A 22,299-nucleotide genomic window follows, 5' to 3' on the forward strand; every position below is an offset into this window, starting at 1 on the left:
GCAACCAAGATCAAACGGTTCGGGATGCTGACATACGGGATCCACGCTTACTCTTCGTAGTTCCATGTTGGCGGTCGACCCGGTATCGATCATGTGACCTACCGCGTGGTCGTCCCAGCCAGCCACAGGCGGAAACAGGCAGCCTGAGCGCCCAAGCATCCAGACGAGGCCCGCGCGCTCATCCGAGGTCCGAACCCTGCTGCCTAAGCCGCGCACCCATGCGGCCCACGACGGTGATGACCTCACGACAGCCGGTGCTATCTGCCCACTCCCGAAGCGTCCGCACGGCCTGCGCGTGGACGTGTGGACGGTGCTGGTGACGTGAGTCCGGTCTCGCGGGCCACTTCCTACTGCCAGTAGCGGATGCGGACTGGGCGCTCGGGCTCGCGCGGCGGCTTGCTGTTACTTCCCGTGACGGGCTGCCGGGTAGCACCGGCGGTGGTCCGGCGTGGCAGCGTGGCGTCGAGGTCGCTGGGTGGTTGGTGACGGTTCGTCGTGTCCCCGTACTGCGGGTCCATAACGGAAATTCCCGGTGTCGGCTGGAGGTGCGCTGGCCAGGCTCAGGGCGTATAGAAGCCCGACGCTTGCTCGACTCCCTGGATAACGATTTCCGAGAGTTCGTCTCCCGGTGGCGCGCCGGCCAGATGGACGGTCTCACGCCGACCAGCGCTTGCTGAACGCCACCGTGGTGGACTCAACCGACAGTGACACCGTCTCGACCCGTGGGACGACAAAGTCCGACCAGTCGGCTGATCGCAAAATACGCCGAGACTCGATCTTCAAAGGCTACCCGAGTGCGCCCGGTGCTCGCCAAGCACCGCGATCTCGGCAGCCTGCAGGACCTCGCAAGGGCCGCCGTACGCCGACAGCGGAGACATGAGATCACCATGATCGTGGTGCACTTTCCCCCCATGATTTCCCCATGCGAACACCCGCGCAGACAAGGCTAAGACTCCTTTGTGTTCTTAGCCGGTAAGCGACTAGGCGACGCAACAGAACCCACAGTTGAAATTTTCGATCATCGGTAAATGACGTCTCGTGGACGACCAAAGAGTCCCGATGGACCTGTGCACGACGCTAATATGACAGGCCATCCCGAGTTTCCGGAAAATGCGTGAGGCACCCCCGCCACATACGGGGGCGTCAGCCGACAGTATCCTTTATCGGAACGTCCAGAGGCTCCGACATAAAAGAAAGTCCAGTATTCTAGGTATTGGCGTGTAAAAATGGCGCGACGGCCAGACTGCTAATCAAACGGCATTGAGCCAGAAGCCGTCGGAAGTCGCTTCAAGATCAAGAAGTACGGGGCCACGTCTCGTCGGAAGGGTGGGGCCAGAGGAATCCGGAGACGCCAGGCGACATAGGTCCCCGTCGCTGCCTATCTGAATGGCGCCACCAGATCACAACCCAAACCCTCCGCTGCCTGACACAGCCCCCAAAGGTTTGTGAATCAGCGGCACTGGGAGATCAGACCTCCTCGACGGGCCAGCCCACCGGTAAGATCAACCGGCACGGCGCGCGGCCCAGGCGAGAACCGAGCAAGAGTCTGCATATACGTAGACTCTTCGAGACATTAGTTCAGGCTATCCGACACGACTAACACCTTAATGGCAGCGTCAATTTCGTCGGAGTAGTAACCCGTCCTCAAGAATAGCTCTCGGTCCCCAAGCGATGAGATCACAAATTTTAGCAGAGACTGCCAGATCTCAGCAATAGATTCCGGCAACTGCCCCACAGCCTCCAATTGAGCCCCAGATCTGCCGGGACCCAATTCTAGAACAGGGGTCACAGGAAGGCCGTCCGTCTGGCCTTCCACTACCTGGATCCGAACCATCGAAGACTGATCAGCGATGCTTCGTATTGACCGCACGAGATCGCTGAGAAATTCGAGCATTCGAGGTGTCATGCCTTCGCGGTTCAGCCGCTCTACCTGATAGTTTCGCAGCTGGATCGTGACCTGAAAGATCACCTCGAACTGTCGGGGACTCAGAAGGATATGGCGCTGCGGTGGCACTTGACCCGCATTCTCATTAATTGAGTTCGTCCCTGAAATACTCATACCCGTCCCTCGGCGTGAATACCGTTCCCCCTTCACCGTCTTCAATTACTACTGCCCCCTTGCTCGGATCCCAGTACCCGACACGCCCATTCCGGAGGAACCGAGTCTCCAGGTTCGGCACGTTGCCATTAATCACACCATCAACATAGAAGCCAAGCACCCTACTATCAACACCACTCACATAATGCGTTCCATCACCAGCAAGGGCCCGATCGTTCGCGTGATCGGCAATTTTGACAGCAATAGGATCAATGGGGCAGTTGGGTCCGCTGTTGTGGACGAGGATACTCGTGTTCGCGGCGAGGACGTAGAAGGTGTGCGTGTGGTCAACGGTGAGGTCCCACATGTTGTGGGCGGCGGGGAGGATGACGGTCGCGACGACGGTGGCGACGGTCGCGCTGTCAGTGCGGAGGTGGTCTCCGACTTGGAGGTCTGCGGCCTCTCTCCAGACACGGGTGGTTTCGTCGAAGAAGGGGTGATGTTCGGTGGTGTGGATGACCCCTCTGCCATGGGCAGTCTGGATCGTGAGGTCGAGCAGGTCGGTGTCGTAGTTGACCCAGACCTTGGTGACGGCCTGGGGAGCGGTTTTTCCGGTGATGGGGTCGGTGGCTCGGACCCGGTCACCGACCTTGATCTGACCGATGGGTCTCGAGGTGCCATCAGCCAGAAGGACTAGCGTACCGCTGGTGAAGCTCTTTCCGCAGGCCTTCAGCGCATCGGCAACCGCCGCGTCGACGAGGGAAGCACTCTTAAAGTCCCCTCCAAGCGCCAGGAGGTTCCTGAGTGCTGCGACGTCACCACTTTCACCGCCTCCGATGGACATCAGGGCAGCCTGTCCCGGGCCGCTGTTGAGCAGGCAATTGATGTCTTTCCAGCGGCAGTCGACAGCCGACGGGTAGGTTGTCTTGGATCCCGCGCAGAGCGCGATGGTGAGGCAGCCTTGATCCTTGCCTGCGGCGCCCAGGCACATCGCAAGGCTGGTGCAGACCGGCATGCCGATGGCCGACGCGAGGTTGTAGTTCGTGGGACTGCTTGGTGCCGCTGGCTTCGTGTTCCCGGAGGGGCCGCCAACACTGGCCTTTCTCACGGTCTGCTGCTGCACTCCGGCTTTCTGGAACGCGACCGCGGCAGTGACGCCGGCCCAGAACTTGTCCGCGCCCATGACGGCGATCTGCCGCTGCGCCTCCGGGCTCAGGCTTGAGGACGGTGCGGGAGCCGGAGTGGGCCGGCTGACCTTGGTAACGGGCGCGGGTGCCTTCACGCCGGCCTTTTGGAACGCCAGGGCTGCGCTGACGCCGGCCCAGAACTTGTCCGCACCCATGGAGGCGATCTGTCGCTGAGCTTCCGGGCTCAGGGCCGGCGGCGGCGGCGGGGCCGGCTTCGGTGTCGCCGCGGCCTTCTGGAACGCGAGGGCGGCGGCGACACCGGCCCAGAACTTGTCCGCGCCCATCGCCGCGATCTGCCGCTGAGCCTCCGGGCTGAGTCCCGCGGTCGAAGCTGTCCCGGTGCCAGGAGTCCCGTCGAGCATGAAGCCGGTGGGGTCGTTGTAGGCCAGTGGGTTGGCGCCCGCGTAGGTGTACCGGTTCGACGCGGCGGTGCCGGTGATGGGCAGATTTGCCGTGTCGCGGCTGGCGAACGTGCCGGTGCCGGGGGTGTACCAGCGTGCTTGGGCGTCGACGCGCTTGGTGCTCGGGTCGGTCCAGCTGCCCTGGAAGCCGACATGGACCGCTGTGCTGCCGGTGGTGACGGGATCGCCGAACGGGTCGTAGGAACGCGAGTCCGCCAAGGCGCCGGCGGTGGTGAACGCGGCAACCAGGTCACCATGGGTATCGGTGACAGTCGCCCAGTTCCCGGTCGTGGAGCCGACCGCGACCAGGTCACCGTCGGGGTCGCGGGAGAACGACGACGAGTAGTCGGTGGCGGGTTCCTTTTCCAGGCCGGCGTAGGTGAAGGTGCCGCTGTTGCGGGTGGCGAGGCGGTCGAGGCCGTCGTAGGTGTAGTTCTGCAGGGTGCCGCCTTCGTTGTCGGCGAGCAGCCGGCCGAAGGCGTCGAACACGGTCGTCGTGACCGTCGAGCCCTGGGTTTTGGTGTTGAGGGTGCCTCGCGCGGTGTAGGTGTAGGTCGCGGTGCCGTCGGAGGTGAGTCGGTTGCGGGCGTCGTAGGTGGAGGTGACGCCGTTCTTCGAGGTCCGGTTGCCGGCGGCGTCCCAGCCGTAGGCGGTGGTGACCGACGACTGGTTGGTCCACGAGGTCAGCTGGTTGGCCCAGTCGTAGGCGTAGCTCTGGGTGCCGGCGCCGGCGACGCCGGTGCCGCTGATCGTGGTCGACAGCCGGTTGTCGTTGTTGTCGTAGGTGTAGCTCTGGCCACGCAGAACAGCGGAGCCGGGGCCGGTGAGGGTGTCTGAGGTGGTGCGGCCCAGATTGTCGTAGCCGAAGGTGCGGGTCGCCCCGGTGTAGGCGACGGAGGTGATCTGGCCGGCGTCGTCGTAGCCGAGAGTCCGGGTCCCACCGGTCACCGTGCCGGTCACCGTCGCCAGCTCGCTGCGGGCGCTGTAGGTGAAGGTGCTGGTCCCGGCCGGGTCGGTGCGCCCCGACATGCGGCCGGTCGAGTCGTAGGTGAAGCTGCTGGCGCCGTCCGGGCCGGAGGCGCCGGTGACCAGGCCGCGGTCGTTGTAGGTGAACGTCTGGGTGCCGCTCGGGGCGTCGGCGCCGGTGAGCTGGCCGACGAGGTCGTAGGACAGGGTTCGTGAGGCCGACGCGACACCCGCTCCGGAGCCGGTCTCGGCGGTCAGCCGGCCGAGCACGTCGTAGGTGGAGGTGCGGGTGACCCCGCCGGGTGCCAGGACGGTGACCGGGTCGGCGGCGGCGTCGTAGCTCGTTGTCCACGTCCGGTCGGCCAGGTTCGGATACGCCGTCGTGGACGGCTCGATGACCTTCTCGACCAGGCCCAGAGAGTTGTACGTCGTGACCGTCGGGTTGCCGCGGCCGTCGGTGACCCGGGTGACGTTGCCCCCCAGGTCATAGCCGATCGAGGTCGAGTTGCTGCTGCTCGACGACACGGGAACGGTGACAGTGCGCCGCTGGCTCAGCGCGTCGAAGGTGGCGGTGGTCGTGTGGCTGTTCGCGTCCGTCTGGGAGACGACGTTGCCCGCATCGTCATAGCCCGTCGACGTACTACGCAGAAGGGTGTTGCTGGGCGAGTACTCGCCGACGGTGACCGGCCGGCCGGCGCGATCGTAGGTCGTCGTGGTCTTGCGGCCGAGCGGGTCGGTCGTCGAGACGCGCCGGCCGGCGAGGTCGTAGGTGTAGGTCGTGGTCTTACCGAGCTCGTCATGCGTCGCGGTGACGTCGCCGGCGCCGTTGTAGTCCGACCTGCTCCACGCGCCCGCCGCGTAGTTGTCGGGCAGCAGCGTCCCGGTCACGTCGCCGGCGTCGTCGTAGGACGTGTAGGTGTTGAAGACCTGGGTCAGCCACTGCTCGGTGCGAGTCGTGGCCCAGACACGGTTGAGGTCGTCATAGGCGTGGAACGTCCAGGCGCCATCCTGGTTGACCTCGCTGGTGAGGTTGCCAGCGTCGTCGTACACCATCCGCCGTACCCCGCCGGTCGAATGGCCGGCCAGCGTCGGGTCGGTGATCGCGACGGTCCGGTTCAGCTTGTCGTAGACGGTGGTCGTGGTCTGGCCACGGGTATCGGTGTGACTGATCGGCTTGCCGGCGTCGTCGTAGAGCCACGATTCGGTCGGGTTGATCGCCGAGCCGCCGGCAGGTGGGGTGTACGACGGGTAGGTCTTCTGCGTGACCCGGCCCAGGTGGTCGTACGTCGTGGTCGTCACCTGGTTGCGGGCGTCGCGGACCTGTGTCACCTCGCCGAAGGTGTTGTGGCCGACCTCTTCCGACGGGCGGTCGGTGGTAGCTGTTCCGCCGTTCTCCTCGACCTGGACCGGCGGGAGAATCCGTTGCGCCGGGTTGCCGGCCGCGTCGTTGACCAGGTCTGTCACGTAGGCGGAGTTCGGTGCCCCGCCCGAGACGTAGCCGCGCGGATCGACGGTGCTGGTGACCTGGCCGCGCTGGTCGTAGCTGACCGCGTTGGTGTAGCGCGCCACCCCGTCACCGAACACGGTGGTCGACGTCGGCCGCGAGGCGTCGTCGAAGGTGTACTCGGTCCGTTCGGTCGCCGACGTGCCCGCCGCGGAAGCCTGGGTGGCGGTGACGTTGTCACCCGCGTCGTAGGTGACGTCGGTGCGGCGCGCCACACCCTGTGGGTCGAGGACGGTGGCGGTGGTGCGACCAGCGGCGTCGTACTCGGTGGAGGTCGTGCGCAGCCCACCGCCGGTGGTGGTGGTGATCTCGTTACCGGCGGCGTCGTAGGCGTGCTCGGCCAGGACGATGTCGTAGGCGGCGGAGGCGTTCAGAACGCCGTAGGCCGGGGCCGGGGGCCGGAAGCCCTGGAGGACCTCGCGGAACGGCAGGTCGTCCAGCCAGTACAGGTGCTGGACGGTACGGCCCTCGGCGTCGGTGACCGTGGCGAGCCGACCGGCCGGGTCGTACGCGCGGGACTCGAGAACCACGTCGCGGGGGGTGGTGCCGGCGATCGGGTCGTCGACGAAGTCCTGCAGTGTCGTCGTCGCGAGCTGGTTGTGGGCGGTGTACGTGTAGGAGGTGATCGTGCCGTTCGGGTCGGTCTTCGTCGCGACGTTGCCGTTCGGGTCGTACGTCGTCGCATAGGTGGACCAGGGGAAGCTGCCCGCGCCGGCGGTGTGGTAGGTCTCCCGGTCGTCGTCGTCATAGGCGTAGGTGGTGGTGCGGGCGGTGTCGCCGCCGGTGGCGTCGGAGACCGTGACTTGGGTCTTGTTGCCGTTGTCGTCGTAGGTGTTCGTCGTGACTCTGGTGTGCACCACTGAGGTGACCAGGTTCGTCACTCCGGGTTCGGTGACCTGGGCGATCTGCCCCAGCTTCGTGTAGGCGTAGGTCGTGGTGAGGCCGGCGGGGAAGGTGTTGGAGGTCTCCTTCGAGGTGAGCCGGCGGCCTAGCTCGTCGTAGGTGTAGTCATGCACCAGCCCGGCGGTGTTCTGGTCGCGGCAAAGGTCACCCTTGGCGTCATAGCCAGCGGTGTCGGTCTTGCCGCGTTCGTCGGTGTGGGAGATCTGCAGGCCGCGCGGGATCGTCCCGGCGCCGGCCACCGCGGCCTCGGTGCCGGCGGAGAACGCCCACGTCTCGGTCCGGCCCGACGGGTAGCCGGGGGTGGCCGGGTCGGTCCGCGCGACGAGCTGACCGAAGCTGTTGTAGCTGTAGAAAGTCGCGTAGGTGTTGTCGGACGCGGATGCCGATCGGCCGTCGCGGTCGATGGTGATGAGGTCGTTGCGCGGGTCGCCTGGCGCGCCGAGGTAGTAGCTGTAGTACTCGGTGTTCACGAGCAGGACGCCGGCGTAGTACGCGCGGGCTTGGGAGCGGGACAGTACGTTCCCGCGGGTGTCGGTCTGGGTCTGGACGATGTTGCCGTTCTCGTCGATGACCTGGTAGAGGAAGCCGCGGTCGTTGTAGACGAACTGGCGGTTGCCGATGCTGTCGCGCTGGGAGATCAGCTGGCCGTCGTGATACTCGTAGTCGACGGCGTTAGCCCGCGGGTCGGTCACCCGGACGACCGTGTTCGGGCTGGTCGCGGTGACGGCATAGGTCGTGCGGTTGCTCAGCCCGTCCTCGCGCCAGGCCACCGTGCCGTCGGTGTTGTAGCCGATGATCGCGTCGACGTTCCCCGCGGGCAACGTGACCTTGCCGAGTTTTCCGTTGTAGGCGTAGTCGTACGTCGTCGGGTGGGTTGTGTGCGGGGCAGTGGCGGAGGTCAGCTGGTCGCCTGTATAGGCGTACGCCCAGGTCAGCGGGCCGGAGTAGGCCGCGACGCTCTGGGTGGCCACGCTGGTGACATGGGCGCCGGTCCAGGTCAGGGACAGCGACCGCAGCGTGGTCAGGTTCGCGACCGTGCTCAGGTGGACGTTGCTGTCGTAGGTCAGCTCAAGCTGGCGGCCGGCGACGTCGGTGACCTTCGCCAGCTTGCCGTCGGAGCGGAACGTGTACGCGGTCCCGGACTTCTCGGTCAGCGTCGTCGCCGCGGTGAGGGTGACGTCGTCGAGACGCCCGGAGCCGGTCGCCTCAGCGAACGGGCCGGCCCGACTGCCGTAGAACAGCGCGAGATCGTTCGCCGACAGGATCTGAAGGCCGTTGCGCTGCAGGTAGATGTTCGGCCCGTTCGTGATCACCGTCATGGTGTCCGACGCCGTGCAGCACGTCCCCGCGCTCGACGTCGCGACGATCGTCTCGGTACCCCCGACTCGCTTGATCAGCTGCCAGGTTCCCGCCGACGGCTGGGCCACGACCCGCCAGTAGTCATTCCCACCCGCATACCGGAACGCCAGTCCCAGGCCGGTCTGGGCCACCGGCATCTTGAACGAGAACGTGCCGTCGGCGGCGGCGGACACGGTCGCGGCATTGCGGTTCCCGGACGCGGCGGCGAGATACGCCGCGTTGCTGGAGATGCCCCAGGTGCCGTTGCCCAGCCCCGGAAGTGTCTGCGTCTGCCACTGCTCCCCGGTGTCGGTGGTCCCCAGCGACGTCGAGGAGTTGGCCCGGGTGAAGCTGTCACGGTGCTGGTCGTCCAGGATCGTGATCGAGCCGAGCCGGCCGGCTCCTGTCTGGTAGGCGTACAGCCCGGCCTTCGTCGCGGTCGATAGGGTGCTGTCGGTCACCGAGCCGACTGCCTGGTCGTTGCGGTAGACCGTCAGTGTCGAGCCGGACATCCGCACCGCATAGCTGTCCGACGCCGCGCAGCAGGCCCCGGCGAACGTCGCGACGTTCGTCCACGCCGAGGACACCCGCTTGGTCAGAACGAGGGAGTTCGTCGACGGCATGACCTGCAGGACCCACAGGTTCGAGGCATCTTGGACGCGGAAGGCGATGCCCATCGAGTCCTGCGCCACCGGCGCGGTGAACCGCACCGTCCCGTCCGACGGCGACGGCATCACCGCGAACGAGTTGGTCCCCGAGACCGCGTAGGCGGCGTTGCCGTTGATCCCCCAGGTACCCGACAGCACCTGCCAGGTCTCGCCGGTATCCGCCTGACCCAGCGAGCTCGTCGAGTTCGGCGCGGTGAACGACGCCACGGCCGGGCTCGGCGCCTGCATCAGCGAGTAGTAGCCATCCTGTGGCTGGAACGTGCCCGACCAGTTCCGGCCGAATCTGCTGTCGCGCCCGTCGGGATACCGGACGACCAGGTTTCCCTCACCGGAGTCGTCGACCCGGACGTTCTGGTCCCACTGTGACGACCAGCCCGTCCCAAACATCCCCACCGAGGAGTTGGCACTGTTGTAGGTCCGGGTCAGATCCAGGTTCGGCCCCGCCCCCGCCACCGAGACATCGGTCGTCGACGAGGCATAGCTCCTGATCAGCGGCGACACCGAACCGACCGACGGCACGTAGGGGTCACCACCGAGATGCGCGGTGGTCGTCGGCGCCGGGACCTGGGCGTAGATCGTCATCGGCGCCGTCCATGCGCTGTAGGTCCCGCCCAAGGCGACCCGGCCCCGCCAGTAGTACGGGTATCCCCAGGCCAGCGCGTTCACCGGCACCTGCCACGACGAACTCGAGATCACGCCGCCCGACGACGCGCAGAACCCGCTGTTCGCATCCGTGCCGGAGCAGATCTCGAACTCGTAGCTCAAGCCGGACTGGTTGCCGCTCAGCGACAGCACCGGGCGCAGCGTCCCGACCCGCTCGGCGTCCAACGGCGTCGACCCCGTCACCGCCACCCCACCCGCGGGTGGGGCGACCAGCGCGACCGGCAGCATCGCGATGCCGTGGGTGGAGAAGAACGCCCCGCCCGTGCCGGTGTCCTGCATGTCGAACTTGACGATGTAGCTACCCGCCGGCGGCGGGCTAACGGTCGCCTGGACATCGACGGTCTGGCCTCGGGCGACCGCGACCGGCAGGTTCGTCTGGTAGCCCTGCGCGACGATCTGTGTGGTCCCGGTTGCGTCGTACACGTGGTAGGACAGCTTGTAGTTCCCGTTCGCCGGCCACGTCGACTGGCCCAGGTTCGTCACCCGAACCTTGAGCTTCCCGGGCTGGGTCGCGGTCAACGCCTGGTCCCAGACCGGTGATCCCGTCGGCCACGTGTACGACGCGCCGTACGGCGACCAGGTGATCGACAGCTTCGGCCGGTAATCGGTACCCGACCCCGCCGCCCCACAGGCACAGTCCTGCGAGGCGAACTCCTTGTACTGCGCGACGTCGATCGACGACGCCCGGATCGACAGGCCGTTGTTCGCCGTCGACCCGTCGTTCCACCCCTGCACCAGCGCCGTCAGCCGCGAGTCACTGAACGCCTCCCAACCGGCGTCACAGCCCGAGGTGCCGGTCTGGTGAGAGAACGTCGACTGCGCGACCTCACCACCGATCGACGCACCCGGCCAGACCATCGTCGTGCCGTTCCACGCCCCGGTCACCCCGTACAGCGACACCGGATGCGCCGTACACGCGTCATGCGACGCCGTGTTGTACAGCGACACCTGCGCCGAAAGGATGTTCGCGTTCGCCAGAGCACTGTTGTTCGGGAAATGCACGTAGGCCCGGTTCTCATCCCCGGACACCGCCAGGCCCGCCCGCAGCGCGCCGTCGGTCGCGTGCGACGTGCTCGGCGTCGCCGCCGACACATACGTGTCATCCGTCGTCGCCGCGATCTGCGTCACCGTCGGGTCCACCCGCACCGGGAACACCCGCCCCGACGCCGAAAGCCAACCGGCATCCAGGTCGACGTGCAGCACCGGGGTGCCCGCGTCGTCGGTGAGGCTGTAGGTGACCCCTTCGGACACCGCCCCGGCGGCGTCTTGCATCCAGCCACGGGGGATCAGCGCGACCGCCTTGCCACTCTGGTCGGCGAGGACCACCTGGCCGGTCTTGTCCAGGCTCGCGGTCAGCCCTTCCAGGGTCAGCGGGAACGCCCAGCTCGTCGGCGCCCCGGCCGACCGCAGGATCAGGGACTCCTTCAGGCCGGTGGCCGCCGCGGACAGTTCCACATCCGCGCCAGCCCGCGCCCCGGTGAACGTAACCGCGTTGTCGTCGGCCTTCCCCGTCGCCGTGGTCGCGCCGTCCAACGCGAAGGCAACCGACTGGCCCTGGCCGACCTCGACCTGCGCGAGCTGCGGGTCATCCGCCCTTGCCGCGATGTCCACCGGCGCCGGCGCGGACGCCGTCTCATGCCGGCCGTCGGCCGCGTCGACCAGCTGGGTGTCCACATCGACCCACTGACCTGAGGCATCGCGCAGCCGGGTCGGCTGCGCGGTCAGCTCCGTCGTATACGTGCCATCAGGGTTGTGGAACACCGTCGCGTTCGACGAACGAGCGGAGGTGACCTCGGTCCGGCCCGCCTGCGCGGCCACATCGGTGTCGGTCAGCGCCGGCGCGAGCTCATCGGCTGACGGCTGGTCCGCGTCCGCCGGCACCTCCGGCAGGACCACCTCCCCGGCCGGCGCGTCCGCCGCCGCCGGGTACACCACCCGATGCGGCACCGGCTGCGGGGTGTCCGGCACCGCGTCGGCGACCGCGCCCGCTTTCGCCACCACATCGGCGACCTTCGGAGCGCCGTCCCGCGACGTCGCCGACGCCGGGACCAGACTGTCCCGGCCCGCCGCCGTCCCGTTCGTCGACTCCGGCAGCTTCACGTCCTTGAACGGATTCTGCTCCGAGAGCGGCACCAGCTTCGGCGAGGTCACGCGGTCGTAGACGACCAGCGACAGTCCGGTCAGGACGAGCACCGGCACGAGCAGGAGCGCGACGCGCTGCGCGCGCGCACGGCGGCGCCACATCTTCTGGCCGAAGGTCACAGAACGTCGCACAGGCGAGCGCCAGCCGGGCATCACGCAGCTCCGAACACGTAAGAGAACACACCGGACCAGCACCGCCAGGCACAGAAAAACAGCCCAGGGCGCCAAGGAAAAAGAAAGAAGCCCGCAGGGCAAGCCGCGCCCGCGAAAGGCAGCGGCGGCCATGCGACGAAAACCGGACACAGGGCGATTCCCAAGGGTGAGGGAACCGGCTCCTGACGCTTCATTGCGCCCGGCGAAACCACGGGCCCAGACCAGATACCGGTCACGGGCCCACAGTGGTGAAGTTCTACTGCGGAGCAGACTATGGCGGCCCAACGACCCCACGTCAAGCGTCGCATCCAACGCCCAGGAACGGCGCTCAGCCAGCGGATCGATGCAGCAGGCCAGGACAGGCTGCATGCGGAACGAACACCACGCCGAGGACCACGGTTCGCGATAACGTCGAGTGACTATCCACAGGCGCACGCGTTACCGAGATGCGTGCGCGGTACCCGGAACACCGCCAGTGGCGTACCCAGACAGCCCTGTGACCTGCTACTCTCTGGCTGTTTCAAGATTTTCTGTGAGTTTCCTTTGCGGAGGCATCGACGGACTGGCACGATGGCGTCCCCCACCCCAGAACCACCCTCCGGCCGAGCCGAAAAACTCAGGCGCAACGTTCTCCACATGCCCCGAGACGATCTTCGCGCACTCGACGCGCGCCCCTGCTCACGATTTTCACAAGCCCTCGCACGGTGTCGGCGCAGCCATGTCCTAAAAACAAACTTCAACCTCGGAGAAGGCTTCGAGCAGACGTCACCACAGCAGTTCTTCAGACCGGCTAGTCGCCGGGCTCTGCCGCCAAGGCGAGCCCGCTATCCGTTGTGCGTGTAAATCCGGCTGACGGCTGCACGCGCGTCGGGGCCACACCCTCCCTGAGGGTCGCGGAGAAGGAACGGGCCGAACGTGAGACGGAAAACATCCGTGCCCGAATCATCGGCGTCCGAGCGGGCATCGCCGACGGCTTCGAGGGCACAGGCGGCTCCGCCTGCCCCATCTCCCGGCGACGCCGCCGTCTCGCCCCAGGCACAACCGGCCGCGGACCCTCTGGCGAACACGCCCGCGCCCACTGAGCAGGTCGTTCGGCAGGTCCGACGGCCACAGGGACGCCATCGCAGGATCCAGGCACACACGGAAGCCGTCCACCGGCTGCGGACCATCGGCCTGCCGACCGTCGGACTACCCGCCGTGCTCGCGTTGCTGATCGTCTGCCAGTCACCGCAGCACAGCGATGACACCTCCGCCGGCAGCCAGCCCGTCCCACCGGCCACGGGCACGAGCTACCCAATGCCGTCGCTCGACCCGGACAGCCTGCCCGCCGGCTACACCACCCCAAGCCCCGGCGACGCCGGCGACGCACAGGTACCGACCGGCGCACTTGCGACCGCCGCCGCCGCGCCCGGCGCACCAGCCGGCCTGGTCACCCTCACCAGCTCCGACCGCCGGATCCCCGCGCCGGTCCTCGCCGCCTACCAGCAGGCCGCCACCGCCCTCGCCGGCGAGCTACCGGGCTGTCACCTGCGCTGGCAGCTGCTCGCCGGGATCGGCAAGGTCGAGTCCGGCAACGCCACCGGCCGCCAGATCAGCCTCAACGGCACGGTCTCCCCCACCATCCTGGGCCCCCGCCTCACCGGCGCCAGCGGCTTCGCACGGATCCTCGACACCGACCACGGCGCCCTCGACGGCGACACGACCTACGACCGCGCCGTCGGGCCGCTGCAGTTCCTGCCCTCCACCTGGACCGGCGCGGGACGCGACGGCAACACCGACGGCCACCGGGACCCCAACAACATCCACGACGCCGCCCTCGCCGCGGGCGGCTACCTGTGCGCCCACCACCGCGACCTCACCAACCCGACCCAACTCACCGCCGCGATCCGCGCCTACAACCCCTCCGACGCCTACGTCCGCGCCGTCCTCGCCTGGACCACCGGTTACACCACCACCACGCCGACGCCGATCACCCCACCAACCGCCACCACCGGTCCGACTGAGGGCGATGCACAGACCAGCGAGGCTGGCCCCTACCCCGTAATCGCCCTCACCCCGATCGGGACCGCCCCCGCGACCTCATCCGCCTCCCCAGCCCCAGCCGCCTGCAACCCCTTCACGATCAGGACCGGCAGCCTCACCGCCACCCTCACCACGACCACCCTCAACCTCACCGGCCGCTACACCACCCCCACCGGAGCAGACCCCGACGGAACGATCACCCTCCACACCCTCGCCCGCGACCCCGCAGGTGAGGCCCTCGCCGACACCGATCGGCCCCTGCCCCTCAAGCCCGGCGACCAACCCGTCCTGCTGACCCAGCTCCCCCTCGGCCAGCTCACCGACCCCGGCCACACCGCCACGATCACCCTGACCCTCACCACCACCCCACCCGGCTGCCCCACCCAAACCGTCACCACACTCACCATCACCAACATCACCCGACCGGCCACCACCCCCACCACGACGAGCCCAGCCACCACCAGCAATCCGACCCCGACCCCGACCACCAGCCCCATCCCGACAGCCAGTCCTACTCCCAGCGCGAGCCCGCACCCGACCGCCAGCCCCACCGTGTCACCCACGGCACCGTGACCGCGCCACCTCACACGCCGGATCACGCCGCGCCTGGCTCCATCAGCGCGTCCGCGACCAAACCCAGGCCTACGACTCGCCGGGCTCCCTCGCATCGTGGTCCGAATCGTCCAGGTTTCGGCGCTACCCTGACCGCTCGACGACGCCGCCGGCACCCGCAACCCGGTAGCGCCCCGACCCGGGAAGGAGCCACCCGGTGAGCCGGCACCGACGCCCCCACCCTCGACGCACCACCGCCACCACCGCCCGCCCGGGGGGCACCTCGGCCACCCGGCCGCTGCCCACCGTCCCGCCAGCGACCAAGCCCGAACGCCGCCACACCACGCCCACCGCCACGGCGGAGACAAAACCGACTGGCCCACGCGCGGGCGCCCACCGCCGGACCCGACCCACCAGCCAGCGAAACCTCGGCCCCGTCCAATTACTCGCGCTGCCGCTGATCGGCCTCCTGCTACTGCTCGGCGACGACCTGCACCAACCCGGCGACGATGCCACCAGCAGCCTCACCGCGCCCCAGGCCAACCAGCCGGCCACGCCTGCCAGCTACCCGACACCGTCCACCGGGCCCGACACCGACGCCACCGTCGCCGCCACTCCCATCGCTCTCGGCACACCAAGCCCGAGCGAACAGATCGCGACCAGCGCCTACCGGGCGGCGACACCGCCCGCACCGTCAGCCACCAGCACACCCGACCCGACACCGACTACACCCTCAGCACCCGTCACCCGGGCCAGCCCCGCGCCCCTGATCACCATCCCCCTCATCGCCCTCACCACCAACGTGCCGGCATCCACCGCCACCGCGCCCGCCTCAGCCACACCCGAGACCGCTCCCACCGTCACCATCACCGCCAGCGTCATCAACGACCCCATAACCCAGACCCCCACCCCAAGCTCGACCGCCAGCCTCACGATGACACCGATCCCGATCATCAGCCTCACCCCCTACACCACCTGCAACACGATCATCCTCGACCCGGCCAGCCTCACCGCCACCATCGACCACACCGGCGGCCACACCACCCTGACCGTCAGCGGCACCTACGCAGCTCCCTCCACCAGCACACCCGACCAGACCACCATCCACACCGACGTCCGCGCCCCCGCCGAAACGGACGACACCCCACTCGAACAGTCCGACACCACCGTCCCCTCCGAACCAGTCACAACCCCGACCGCCCTCACCACCGTCGACCTCGAGCAACTCCCAAACCCCACCCCAGACACCCTCACTCTGACCCTCACCGTCACCCCTACCAGCTGCGCACCGACAACCCTCGCCACCATCATGATCATAAATGCTGGTGGGTCGTCACGGTGACCACCGCGTCATCGGGGGGAGCGCTGAACGTCCTATTTCCAGGCGCTTCTTGGCACGCCGCAACTGGGCCAGTCCCCGGGACCGGGACCGACGCGACGCCACCGTCGATCTTCCCGACCCATGGCGCGCTGCGCCGTGGAATTTGGGCGGCCTCACTCGCTCCTGACCGTTCCCCATTCTGGCCCTGCCCGGCAGCGGGTCGGCTGATCACAGCCCGAAGTCGGGCTCGACGTCCGGGGGGCTGCCGGTATCGACGGGCGCGGAGCCCTGCCCAAGCGCGGCATAGGCGTCGTAGGGCAGGTAGTTCGTAGCCAGCGCCGCGAGGGTGACAAGCGGTTCCCTGCCTGTCAGGCGCACACCGCCGGAGGCCTCCAGCAGCGACCGAAGGTCCTCGCCGGTACGGCGCAGGGCAGCGGTCATCTCCAGGGAGCGGCAACGCAGCAGGCCATGATCGCGGTCGCGGATCTCCACCCAGCGCGGTTGGGCCAGGCGGGCCGCGGCCAGGTCACCGGGATGCGGACGGACCGGCGTGGCCCGCGTCGCCAGCGGCGTCGGGGTGGCGGCGAGGTAAGCCGCCTTGTGGGGCTGCGGCTGGAGGCCAGGCAGGAGCCGATAGCGGGCAAGCAGTTCTCGCGACGCGGTCGCCGCGGCCGCATACCTCGCCAGGAGGGCCGCGGCGTGGTGTGACGTCAGCGGTCCGTAACTTCCTTTTTCGGTGCGGCTGGTCAGCAGGCCACGGTCCAACAGCCTGGCCGCGGTCGCCGCTCCGCAGGCGGCCAACTCCGGCACGACCAGCAGCACACGGCGGACCTCGGTCATCGCACCCGCCGGCAGCGGGGCTTCTGGCCGATCGTCAGCCCCGACCAGCCCGATGAACTGGCGGCGCACGTCCAGCGCCAGCCTGATCACTGGGGCGCCGTCGCGTCCCAGCGACTGGACGTCCCGCAACTCGGTCAGCACCGACCGCCAGGACACCCGGGCCGCGACAGCCTGCGCCCGCGCCACCATCAGCAGGTCACGCTGGGACGCCGGCAGCCGGGCGAGCGTCCGCCACGCGATCCACCCCGCCTGTTGGCACACGACCATCGCCAGGTCCCCGAACGCGACCAGAAGACCATGACCAGGCTCGTAGCCAGGCTGGCTCAGAGCGTGCGCAGCCTCACGGAGCCGGTCAAGCCGCCGCTCGAACGACGAAGCGGCCACGTCGCTGAAGAGTGGACCGACCTCGTCCAGCACCCCGGGCCGCGCCGGTTCGCCGCGCTGGGCGGCCACCTCGTCGGCCGCGCCGGCCAACCCCGCGACCAGACGCAGCAGCCGCAACACGGCCGGCTGGACTATCCCGAGATCGTCCACCGCGTACCAGCCGCCCGCCAACTGGGTGGAGCGCAGCATCAGGTCCCGCGCACCGGCGGCCGCGAGCCCCGTGACCGCGGCCAGACGACCCGCCGCCGCAGCGAGGGCGCCGGGGTCCGCCAGCAGCCAGGCGTCTGGCCCACGAGGCTCACCGTCCGGTCCGCGCTGCGCCGCCAACAGATCATGCGCAACCGCGAGACGTTCGACCGCGCCATCCCACAGACTCACCCCGGCCAGCCCGGTAACCGGGCGGCCAAGACCGCGCAACCTCCGGCGGACGCCATCGACCAGCCCGGCCAGCACCTGTGCGGGATGCTGGGATTCCATCCCCCTGGCCAAGAAGGCGGCGTGACGGTGCGCCACCTCGACCAGCGCCACCAGCCCGGCCGCATCCCCCTCCAACTGGACCAGCGACCTCCGCTCCGGCGCCGCCCCAGCCGCGAACGCCGCCGCCCGCTCGGCCTCCCCCAGCAGCCAGCCATAGGTCAACCGGCCCTCCCCAGGCCCGTCAGCCATCACCCAACGCCGCCAGCGCCTCACGCGTGAACAATGCCGCGCGCGCCACCAACCCCGGCTCCACCGCCACCACCAGACCCGCCACCAGCCGGACCGCCGCAGTCGCCAACACACCCCGAACATCGCCGGCCGCCACCCGTTCGCCGCCGATCGGATACGACGGCGGGACCTCCAGCCCACAGTCCTCCAGGCACAACACCGCCAGATGCACATCCGCCAACGCCGACGACGACCCATAGGCGTCGAACACCGGCCAGTGCAACAGGCCGGACGCCGCGTGCTCCAACAACATCAACGCCGCGTCCAACACCGGCCCGTCCCACACCACAAGCTTTTCCGCCCGCCCATGCCAGCCCATTCAGCGCCTCCCTACAGCGGCCAGATCAACCAGCCGAGTGCACCACCAGCCAAAGCCGTCAGCCCACAAGGCGCGACAGCCTGTGGACAGGTTCGGACCTGTGGACACCACAAACGTCACAGCGCCGATCACCCGAGCCGCCGCGAGGTCGACCTTTCCCCGGACGGCTCACATGAGGTAGCTGACGGACGCCGTTTCATCGGCCAGTGACCCACCGTGGCACGTTGGCGTGCCTCCTGGTCCTACGTGCGCCCCACCCACCAACGCCCTGAGGGGATACGTCGCAATTCGGTCGGCATGCCGGACGGCGACAGCGCCCCGTCTCTGCGCTCCTGGAAGCGAACAGCGCAGCCGCTGCAGATGCCGGCGAATGTCAGTCGTACGGCAGCCCGCGGCCAGCCCGTCATGTACCGCATCGACGAAACCGGCAAAGGTCGTCCCGGCCACTTTCCAGACCAGAACAACAAGGACAGTGCGCGCAGCCACGAGTGTCCCGCGGCCGGGCCGGTTGCGAGCTATCACCACCGACCTCTGCCGGCGCGTCGTCACGCCAGGCCGCATCAACGATCGGGGGCAGCGCCGCAGAAGCCTCGCCGAGCAGACCCCGCCTGTCGCGCTACGGCCGGAGAGTCCGGCGGACGCCGACCGCAGGGCCCCGGAGCCGGCCTGGAGGCCCGCACACCCCCGGGGAGCCCGGTCCCAGCCGGGGCATGACGCGGAACACTGCCGCTCCGTGGCGTCTGATGCCGTGAGCTGCCGGCAAGTCCCACGGACAAACGACGGACAAACGATCAAAAGTCTTGATCAAAAAATATGATCAAGGCTGCGGCTGTGGGCATCAGGGGTGGAGGTGAGGGGACTCGAACCCCTGGCCTCCTCCGTGCGAGGGAGGCGCTCTACCAGGCTGAGCTACACCCCCTGGAAGCAGTTCGCAGCCTACAGGACGGGCGAGCAGGTGTGGGGGCCGGGCGGGCTGGGGTTTTCCCGGACACACCGGTCATGTGTGGGTCTGCTCGGCGCCCGCGGCGACAGCCGGCCTCAGCGGCGCGACGCGCGCGGACGGCACCCCCGTGCTCACGCGGGCTGGAGCGTCAGACCCGGATGCCGGCACCGGGCGGAGCCCGCCGAGGGTCGGCGCCGACGGGCGCCAACGGTCGAGCTCAGGCTCGGCGGCGGCGAGCAGTGCCGTGAAGATCTCGGCCGCGGCGCCGGCCCGCAGCAGGCCGGCCTCGTGCCCACGCCAGCCGTGCTCCCGGGAACCGTCAAAGACGAGCTGGTGATCGGGGAGGTCCTGGGAGCCGGTGAAGACGATCCTGGTCCCGGTGGGCAGGGTCGCGCCGGGACCGGCACCGGGCTCGGCCACGTGGCGCAGCGGGCGGTGTTCCCAGAGCTCGAGGGCCTCCTCCGGGACGACCTCCCGGTCGCGCAGCGGCACCTGCCAGGCCGAGCGGCCGGGCCGGTAGAGGCCGAGGCGGACCTGGACGCCGCGGCAGCGCAGGTGCAGGCCCCAGCCGTCGGGGCGCACCGCCCGCAGTTCCACCGGCACGGCGGTGCTGGCCGGGCAGAGCAGGTATCCGTCGTTCCGCAGCCGGCCGAGCCAGGCTTCGAACGTCACGGCGACTGCCTTTCGATGGTGGGTGGGCGACCGCGGATGTGCTCGTCCCGGGACCCCTCTTCGGGGCGGCCAGCGTCCTGGGCTCGCGGCGCCGGGCCGCGTCACCGGCCACCGGGCAACGCCGCGACGAGCCCCCGAGCAGGGGCTGGCGGCGGACAAACCGGGCTTTCCGCTCGACGTGGCGACGGCCCCGAGCGCCTGGGCGGACCGGCTCAGTTTCTGCACGGGCCGGCGCGTCCGTCGGGAGCGGCTCCAACCCGGTCGGCCGGCCCGTCAGACGGGTGGGCGCTCGGAGCGGGGGCGGTCGACGGCAGCTGCTTCGAAACCCCTCGCGCCCCGCCGGGGTCGGCCCCGAGGGGCCGGCGGCGCTAGGACGGCGCCGCGATGACGATCAGAACGCGGACGTCAGCGGACGCGAGGGCGTCGACAACGACAACACCGCGGACAGGGCGCGCTGGCCACGGCGCCAAGTGGCGCGAGGCTGGGCCGCACACGGTGGGTCACGGCTCCATTATGCACAGCCGCCGACGGCGCCTCTCGACGGGACGCGTGCGCCGTGCCTGCCGGGAACCACCCGATACGCGGCAGACCACGCCAGGGCCCGAAGCCGATCGGGGCCGTGACGCCGGATAGGTCCGGATCGCCTCGGCGCCGAGCACCGCCTCGGTCACGTGGTGCAGCCGAATGCGACGCTCCTCACAGGCGCCAGGACGCCGGTTCCGCGCCGGCGTCAGCCCTGCGGCCGGGAGGCGCTTCAGTCCCCGACGGCGGGGCGCAGGACGCGAACCGCCGCGCCCTCGGCGTCGGTCGCCGTGCCGTCCGCCGGCAGCCCGGAAGCGACCTGCGGGGTCGCCGCCGGCAGCCCGGAAGCGACCTGCGGGGTCGCCGCCGGCGGGGCCGCGGTGGCCTGTGGTGGCGCGGTGAGGCCGCCGTGGGTACCGGGCGGGTTGACCTGGACCCGGCCGGGCCGCGACGTCGGCGGGCGCGCCGTGGGCCGCCCCGCCGGCCGGCTGGCAGTGACCCGGACGTTGTTCGTGTACCCGTCGTCCGCCGCCCCCGGCGCCGGCACGACCGGCACCGCCGACGCGGCTGCCGCGATCTCGACGGTCTCGGCCCGCGCGGTGGCCAGTTCCTCCGAGCTGAGGGGGGCGTCGCGGTCCTCGGACAGGCGGACGGGCGTGTACTCGGGAGACGAGCCGGCCCGGCCTCCAGTCGACACGTGCGGCCGGCCCGCGGGCCCGGCCGCGGCGGTGCCGGCCAGGCTGCCCGGCCCTGCCTCGCGGGAGGCGGTCTGCGGCGTCGCCCGGACCGGGCTGCTCGTGACACGGGTGCCGGGCGCCCCGGCCGCGCCCGGCCAGATCGACCGGCGGGCCGCGCGGTCCGCGGCGATCCGCCGGTCGCGGGCGGCCCGGGACGCGGCCAGCCGCCGCTCGGTCCGCGCGGAGCGCCGCAGGTGAGCGACGTAGGCAGCGAGTCCGACATCGACGAGGGCCTGCACGACGATCCACATCCCCGCCAGGCCGATGGCCAGGCCGACGGTGACCGGCACGGCGGCGACCAGCACGTACAGCCGCTGCCGGCGCAGCCGCAGGAGGGCATGCCGTTCCGGGTCCACCGGCCGGGCCGGTGGCACCGGGCGCGCCGGGCCGACGGCGACCGTGTGCGCGGTCTGGTCCAGCTCACGTCCGTCCCCGGCCGCGGCCCGAGAACGCGCCGCCGGGCGCGCGTGAACGGTGCCGCGGGTGGGCGCGGCGATGCCGGCGTGCGCCGGCGCGCGAACCGCGGGGACGCCGGGCTCGCTCGCCGGGCTGGGCGCCGTGGGCCGCCGTCCGTCGGACGAGGTCGCGGCGGGCCGGGTCTGGAGCTCCACCGTGGATTCGAGGTCGTCGGCGCCGCCGGTCGTGACGTCGTCCTCGGCCGGGCCGCCCCCGAGATCGCCCTCCGCGGGCGGTTCCGCCTGGGCGCGGCCGCGGCGAGAAAGGACTCGCATCGCGGTGGAGAACCGGTCGGCGGACCGCTGCTCAAGCCCGCCGTCATGACGCCGAAGCCACATCGGGATGAGAACGAATCCCCAAACGCCAACGATGGCCAGCCAGATAAGAGCGCTCACGGGGAGATCACCGGGTTCCCGCCCCCGTTACCGGCCGTATCGGAGCCAGGCACGTCACGGACAACGCCGGTCGGCGGCACGCGGCGCGCGGCCGGAGCTCCGGCCGCCACCCACGAACCGTGCCGGCGTCGACAACGCGACGCCGAACGCGCACGGAGCGCGGGAGTGCCGGCCATGTGCCGCCGCCTTCCTCGTCTCTGTCAGACGTCTGCGCGAGACCTGTCTCCGGCGGGACTGCCGGGCCTCAGCCGAGCCCACCGACCTGCCAGCTTGTCCTGCCAGCTTGTCCTGCCAGCTTGTCCTGCCAGCTTGTCCTGCCAGCTTGTCCTGCCAGCCTGGATGTGGTGGGTTTTCGATTTCGTGCTTGACGCTAGTGAGGGAAAACCGTCCGGTCACCGACCACAAGACCGCGTGTCGCGCAACAGCGGCTCCTGTCAAGCACTCCGCGGTGTCTGGACGCTCAACCCG

8 protein-coding genes and 1 tRNA gene are annotated in these 22,299 nt (G+C 69.5%); 2 read left to right on the forward strand and 7 right to left on the reverse strand.

The features are described from left to right. Positions 1-347: 347 nt before the first annotated feature. Positions 348-518 carry a hypothetical protein gene (locus FRADC12_RS31110; RefSeq protein WP_157488795.1) on the reverse strand — a complete coding sequence of 57 codons (171 nt, stop codon included), beginning with the start codon at positions 516-518 and terminating at the stop codon, positions 348-350. A gap of 1,512 nt (positions 519-2,030) precedes the next feature. After that, entirely contained in the window at positions 2,031-11,942 is a 9,912-nt protein-coding gene (locus FRADC12_RS10630; protein WP_283215121.1) for a DNRLRE domain-containing protein, read from the reverse strand. 1,218 nt (positions 11,943-13,160) lie between these two features. Here FRADC12_RS10630 and FRADC12_RS28295 point away from each other — a divergent pair. After that, positions 13,161-14,558, forward strand: coding sequence for a lytic transglycosylase domain-containing protein (locus FRADC12_RS28295; protein WP_052710826.1), 1,398 nt, complete (start codon positions 13,161-13,163; stop codon positions 14,556-14,558). A gap of 196 nt (positions 14,559-14,754) precedes the next feature. Further along, positions 14,755-15,879 (forward strand): hypothetical protein, encoded by a 1,125-nt coding sequence (locus FRADC12_RS10640; RefSeq protein WP_045876529.1) that lies wholly within the window; start codon positions 14,755-14,757, stop codon positions 15,877-15,879. A gap of 207 nt (positions 15,880-16,086) precedes the next feature. On the opposite strand, the gene FRADC12_RS10645 is transcribed toward FRADC12_RS10640, so the two are convergent. From FRADC12_RS10645 to FRADC12_RS10665, 5 genes are all read right to left on the reverse strand, one after another. Next, the gene (locus FRADC12_RS10645; RefSeq protein ID WP_052710827.1) at positions 16,087-17,721 is read right to left on the reverse strand and encodes a hypothetical protein; all 1,635 of its coding nucleotides are present in this window, start codon (positions 17,719-17,721) and stop codon (positions 16,087-16,089) included. Between the two features lie 19 nt (positions 17,722-17,740). Then, positions 17,741-18,106: a hypothetical protein gene (locus tag FRADC12_RS28300; RefSeq protein ID WP_052710828.1), complete on the reverse strand. Its 366-nt coding sequence runs from the start codon at positions 18,104-18,106 to the stop codon at positions 17,741-17,743. 845 nt (positions 18,107-18,951) lie between these two features. Then, a tRNA-Ala gene (locus tag FRADC12_RS10655) sits at positions 18,952-19,025 on the reverse strand. Between the two features lie 78 nt (positions 19,026-19,103). Beyond that, positions 19,104-19,721, reverse strand: coding sequence for a hypothetical protein (locus tag FRADC12_RS10660; RefSeq protein ID WP_045876532.1), 618 nt, complete (start codon positions 19,719-19,721; stop codon positions 19,104-19,106). 754 nt (positions 19,722-20,475) lie between these two features. Then, positions 20,476-21,831 carry a SepX/GlpR family protein gene (locus FRADC12_RS10665; RefSeq protein ID WP_157488796.1) on the reverse strand — a complete coding sequence of 452 codons (1,356 nt, stop codon included), beginning with the start codon at positions 21,829-21,831 and terminating at the stop codon, positions 20,476-20,478. Positions 21,832-22,299: the final 468 nt, after the last annotated feature.

This window comes from Pseudofrankia sp. DC12, assembly GCF_000966285.1.
In the GTDB taxonomy this organism is placed as follows: Bacteria; Actinomycetota; Actinomycetes; order Frankiales; family Frankiaceae; genus Pseudofrankia.